Origin of the sequence: Terrisporobacter petrolearius, from assembly GCF_020748185.1 — a bacterium.
Classification (GTDB): domain Bacteria; phylum Bacillota; class Clostridia; order Peptostreptococcales; family Peptostreptococcaceae; genus Terrisporobacter; species Terrisporobacter petrolearius.
Map to the genome: position 1 here is coordinate 1 of NZ_JAHZMO010000210.1, position 405 is coordinate 405.

Genomic DNA, 405 nt, shown 5'->3' on the forward strand with positions numbered 1-405 from the left:
GAAATCAATAACTGGGGTGAAGTCGTAACAAGGTAGCCGTATCGGAAGGTGCGGCTGGATCACCTCCTTTCTAGGGAGAATTAACCTACTGTTTAATTTTGAGGGTTCTTTAACTCTTACAAAAAATATTGACGAGATTCAACAAAATGATTATAATATATTTTGTTGAAAAAACATATGGGGGTATAGCTCAGCTGGGAGAGCACCTGCCTTGCACGCAGGGGGTCAACGGTTCGATCCCGTTTATCTCCACCATTTGTACTTATTTGTTAAGTGCCTAGTACTTTGAAAACTGCATAACATTTAGTGATATGACATTATATAAAGAAGAAGATAAACTTCTTAAAAAATATATCATATAAAGAAGATAACTTTTAAAAATATTAAACTTTGAGCAATGGGATT

Annotated in this window: 1 tRNA gene and 1 rRNA gene; both read left to right on the plus strand. The window is 35.1% G+C overall.

Annotated elements, in window-relative coordinates:
* A 16S ribosomal RNA gene (locus K0040_RS22620) occupies positions 1–70 on the plus strand; the annotation flags it as partial.
* A 109-nt stretch (positions 71–179) separates the two neighbouring features.
* Positions 180–255 (plus strand) — tRNA-Ala (locus K0040_RS22625).
* Positions 256–405 lie beyond the last annotated feature (150 nt).